Source organism: Methanogenium sp. MK-MG, from assembly GCF_009914725.1.
In the GTDB taxonomy this organism is placed as follows: Archaea; Halobacteriota; Methanomicrobia; order Methanomicrobiales; family Methanomicrobiaceae; genus Methanogenium.
The window spans coordinates 1-4,094 of record NZ_JAAAWJ010000118.1; the positions used below are offsets into that span (position 1 = coordinate 1).

7 protein-coding genes are annotated in these 4,094 nt (G+C 53.0%); 5 read left to right on the forward strand and 2 right to left on the reverse strand.

Translation table 11 applies throughout. The features are described 5' to 3' along the window. Positions 1 to 88 precede the first annotated feature (88 nt). A complete protein-coding gene (locus tag MKMG_RS10885; RefSeq protein ID WP_165077933.1) occupies positions 89 to 727 on the forward strand; it encodes a trimeric intracellular cation channel family protein in 639 nt (212 codons plus the stop codon). A gap of 25 nt (positions 728 to 752) precedes the next feature. Here MKMG_RS10885 and MKMG_RS10890 read toward each other — a convergent pair whose 3' ends face one another. Then, positions 753 to 1,145 (reverse strand): metalloregulator ArsR/SmtB family transcription factor, encoded by a 393-nt coding sequence (locus MKMG_RS10890; protein ID WP_165077934.1) that lies wholly within the window; start codon positions 1,143 to 1,145, stop codon positions 753 to 755. 156 nt (positions 1,146 to 1,301) lie between these two features. On the opposite strand from MKMG_RS10890, the gene MKMG_RS10895 reads away from it, so the two are divergent. The 4 genes from MKMG_RS10895 to MKMG_RS10910 are packed head-to-tail and all read left to right on the forward strand — an operon-like array spanning position 1,302 to position 3,016. Continuing rightward, a complete protein-coding gene (locus tag MKMG_RS10895) occupies positions 1,302 to 2,372 on the forward strand; it encodes a permease (protein WP_165077935.1) in 1,071 nt (356 codons plus the stop codon). 10 nt (positions 2,373 to 2,382) lie between these two features. Beyond that, positions 2,383 to 2,652: a hypothetical protein gene (locus tag MKMG_RS10900; protein WP_165077937.1), complete on the forward strand. Its 270-nt coding sequence runs from the start codon at positions 2,383 to 2,385 to the stop codon at positions 2,650 to 2,652. Further along, a complete protein-coding gene (locus MKMG_RS10905) occupies positions 2,639 to 2,875 on the forward strand; it encodes a thioredoxin family protein (RefSeq protein WP_165077938.1) in 237 nt (78 codons plus the stop codon). Before MKMG_RS10900 ends, MKMG_RS10905 begins: the two co-directional genes overlap by 14 nt. Positions 2,876 to 2,908: 33 nt before the next feature. Then, positions 2,909 to 3,016: a putative zinc-binding protein gene (locus tag MKMG_RS10910; RefSeq protein WP_216842906.1), complete on the forward strand. Its 108-nt coding sequence runs from the start codon at positions 2,909 to 2,911 to the stop codon at positions 3,014 to 3,016. A 181-nt stretch (positions 3,017 to 3,197) separates the two neighbouring features. Here the strand turns inward: MKMG_RS10910 and MKMG_RS10915 are convergent. After that, on the reverse strand, positions 3,198 to 4,094 hold an 897-nt coding region (locus MKMG_RS10915), incomplete at its 5' end, for an ABC transporter ATP-binding protein (protein ID WP_165077939.1).

The window sequence follows — 4,094 nt, forward strand, 5'->3', positions numbered from 1 at the left end:
GTGAAGGCAAGAAAGGGTGGTCACACCATCACCTGGACAGCCTGGCCGCACACGTCTTAATACATCATACATCCCATCACGTATCAGAATGATAGATCCAACCGTCATCATCGTCGTGGTCGGTGTCGCTGCCTTTGCCATCTCCGGTGTCATCGCAGGCGCCCGGCAGGATGCAAACATTCTCACCGTTCTCGTACTCGGTGTGGTGACAGCCATCGGCGGGGGGACGCTACGCGATATCATTCTGAATATACCGGTCTTCTGGGTCAGGGACTTCACCGTCGTCTGGCTTGCCATTCTTGCATCCCTTGTGGCATTCCTCTTTTCATCGATCTTCCGGGACAGAATGGGGAAGGCCCTCCTCTATGCGGATGCAATTGGTGTTTCCTTCTTCTCGGTTGCTGCCATCGACAAGACACTGGCACTCGGCCATACGGGAGAAGTGGCGGTTATTATGGGGTTTGTCACTGCCTGCACCGGCGGAATTCTCCGGGATCTCCTCACCGGAAGACCCCCTCTGGTGATTGCATCAGAAGAACTCTTTGTCACCCCCGTGCTCATAGGAGGAATTCTCTATGTGCTCCTGCTTGAGATTGCCCCGCAGTATGCTACACAGTGGCCGGTTGTTGCCATCTGCTTCATCGTGGGATTCCGGGGCATTGCCATTGAGACCGGGCTCCAGTTTCCCAGGTGGCTGCGGATGCGGCCCGGAAAAAGAGCGGAATAACAGTGATGGGGGTGATTTCTCCGCGTTATTTATCGTTCCCGGCAGCTCCATGACATGCACCAACCCTCGCATTCATGGAAGAGCAGAACACACCGTATTCAGTCAGTTCATAGACAATCCAGGTTCCTTTCGGAGTACCTGTGATCATCCCCGCCTCCTGGAGACATTTCAGGTGGTAGGAAAGTTTTGACTTGGTAATCCCAAGCGCTTCCCGGATGATACAGACACAAAGAGGCTGAACCGTGAGCATCTCCAGAATTTTTATGCGATATACATCCGCACAGGCATGGTGAAGCGTCCGTAACCGTGCAATCGTCACATCATCCGACAGGGCGGAGAGGAGACCTTCAAGACCGCCCTGTCCGGCAATTGTCTCCAGCGCCTCAGCAGGTATTTCATTACAGCATGATTTTTTCATAGTATATTTCCACAGTATGGTATCCGGCGGCGAGTGCTTGCGCAGCTACCCCGTCTCATCCACCCGCCGCCTGTTGTTCAGGAATTTTTGAATTACTTTTATATATTATCATCGCCCAGATTAGTTCAACAAAAATTGAACAAGTGGTGACCGGCCATGACAGACTATATCACCGGAGCACTCATCTCCGGCCTGAACGCCGTCATCGAGTATCTTGCCGCACACACGGTAACCTGCCTGGTACCGGCATTCTTCATTGCGGGAGCGATTGCTGCATTTGTCAAAAAAGACGCCATACTGAAGTATTTCAGTCCGGATGCAAAGAAATCGGTATCATACGGTATCGCATCAGTGTCCGGCATTGTGCTTGCGGTCTGTTCCTGTACGATTCTCCCGATGTTTGCAGGAATTATGAAGAAAGGCAGCGGCATCGGACCTGCCATCGCCTTCCTGTATGCAGGCCCCGCGATCAACATTCTTGCCATCATCTACACCGCAACCGTGCTGGGAGTGGATATCGGCATTGCGCGTGCGGTCTTTGCCATTGTGATGGCCATTGCCATCGGTCTTATCATGGCAACCCTCTTCCGTGACCACGACAAAGAAGCCGGAGTTGCCGCAGCGCAGATGGCAGGTATGGCGACAGGGGGAGAAGAGCGCCCACGCTGGGTGAACCCCGCATTCTTTGTGATGCTTGTCCTTGTCCTCATCATCGGTGCCTCACCGCTTGACATTGTGCTGCGTCTTGCCGCGGTCTACGTATTGACGCTCGCGATTGCTGTTCTCCTCATCTACTTCTTTGAACGTGATGAAATGACGGAATGGGGATATGAAGTCTGGGATCTTGTGAAGAAGATCTTCCCAATCCTCGTTGGAGGAACGTTCGTTGTCGGAGTGATCGCCTTCTTCCTCCCTCCCGAGACCTTCCAGCCCTTCTTTGGGACAAATTCCATCGGCTCTGTCTTCCTGGGGGCAGTCGTAGGAGCGATTCTCTACATGCCAACCCTGCTTGAGGTGCCGATCATCGGCGGGACATTCGGCTACACTCAGGGACTGATGGCAGGCGGCCCGGCACTTGCCCTGCTCCTCGCAGGCCCGACCATCAGTCTGCCCTCCATCCTCGTACTCACACGGATTATGGGTGCAAAGAAGACAGCGGCCTACGTCACACTGGTGATAGTATTCTCAACGGCAGCCGGAGTCCTCTACGGGGCATTCTTTGGATAAGGAAACTCAGATGAACAGAGAAAAACCCTGCTGTGCGGCCGAGGCGATGCGAAGAATCCGGCAGATATCTGTCGGCGACACCGTTGTCGGCCTTTCCATGCTGGAACAGATCTTTGAAGATGTGGCAGGCTTGGACCTTATACAAGACACAGATATACGCCGTGAACTTATTCGGCAGGTGAAAGTCTACAACTATGTGCCGGCACCTGCTGAAAAAGCCTATGCAGATGCAGTATTTGCAGAATATCAAAAGGAGATGAAAATAAATGGTAACAATTGAAGTGCTGGGGACCGGTTGCATGAAATGCAAACGCCTCCTGAAAAACGTTGAAAAAGCAGTGAAAGAGGCCGGAACAGAAACAAATATCGTCAAAGTTGAGGATATCAACGCGATCATGGACCGGGGTGTGATGCTCACACCGGCGCTCATCATCGATGGCGAACTGAAAGTATCCGGCCGTGTGGCGGACGTCAAGGAAATCTCCGCACTCCTTCAGGAGTGAAATGGAAAATGACAGATAAACCAACCTGTTCCTGTGGCTGCTGATCTGGGCATTGAGAAGAAAAAATCACGGGAATACACCGACAAGGATATTGAAACCGTGGTCTCCGCCGTCTGGGAAGGAAAGGGACGGACTGAATAATCTTTTTTTGCATGGATCAGGCAATACAGTAGCGTCCCGTGTCACACTGTATTCCTACATATATTCACACCATCCCGTACAGGACTCATCCCAGGGGAGGGGAGCGTCGGGGTGAGAAACTCCTCCTGACGCAAGGAGAGAGAGAGAGAAAAAAAGGGAAATATACTGGGCACGGGATCTATCAGACTGACGGGAGGGAAGACTCTCCCTCCTCCCGCGTAACATGCACCGACGAAGGACTGAACGAGACCGAGACTGCCTGTCCCGGTGCGAGACCCTTCTCCCTGATCTCCTGTTCGGTGGCAAGGGCATACAGGCTGATACCACAGGAGATCTGCAGCAGATAATATGATTCACGGGGAATTAATTTTTCAATAGTTGCAGGGAAACAGTTGTATTCGTCATCCACAGCCATACCTGCACGCCGCACAGAGACATCGGCAGCACGGATAAAGACAGAGACCGGGCCCTCATCTGTGATGAGAACACCGGTCCTGATACTGCATCCGTCAACCATAACGACCGAACCCCCGGCACCGGTGCCTGCCACTGTCCCGTCAAATACATTTTCTATGCCCACAAACCTGCCAACCCTCCGGTTCGGAGGTTTTCGGAAGACCTCATCACGCCCGCCCTCCTGTTCCAGGCTGCCGTCAATGATGACCGCCACGCGGGTGGCAAGCGAGAGAGCCTCCTCGCGTGAATGGGTGACATGCACAATCGTAAGGCCATTTTCCCGGTGAATGGCACGCAAATCAGCAACAAATCTGTCCCGGTTCACCTGATCCATCGCAGAGAGAGGTTCATCAAGCAGCAGTATATCCGGTTCAGTTACGAGAGCACGTGCGAGCGCCACCCGCTGCTGTTCACCCCCGCTCATCGTATAGGGAGCCCGGTCTTTGAGATGCACAATCCCAAACCGGCTGAGAACCGCAGTCACACGCTTCTCTATATCTGCTTTCGGCAGTTTCTGCAGCTTCAGTCCGAATGCGATATTGTCACAGACCGACATGTGGGGAAAGAGAGAATAATCCTGATAGACAAGCGCAATCTTTCTCTTCTCCGGCGGTATCCCGCT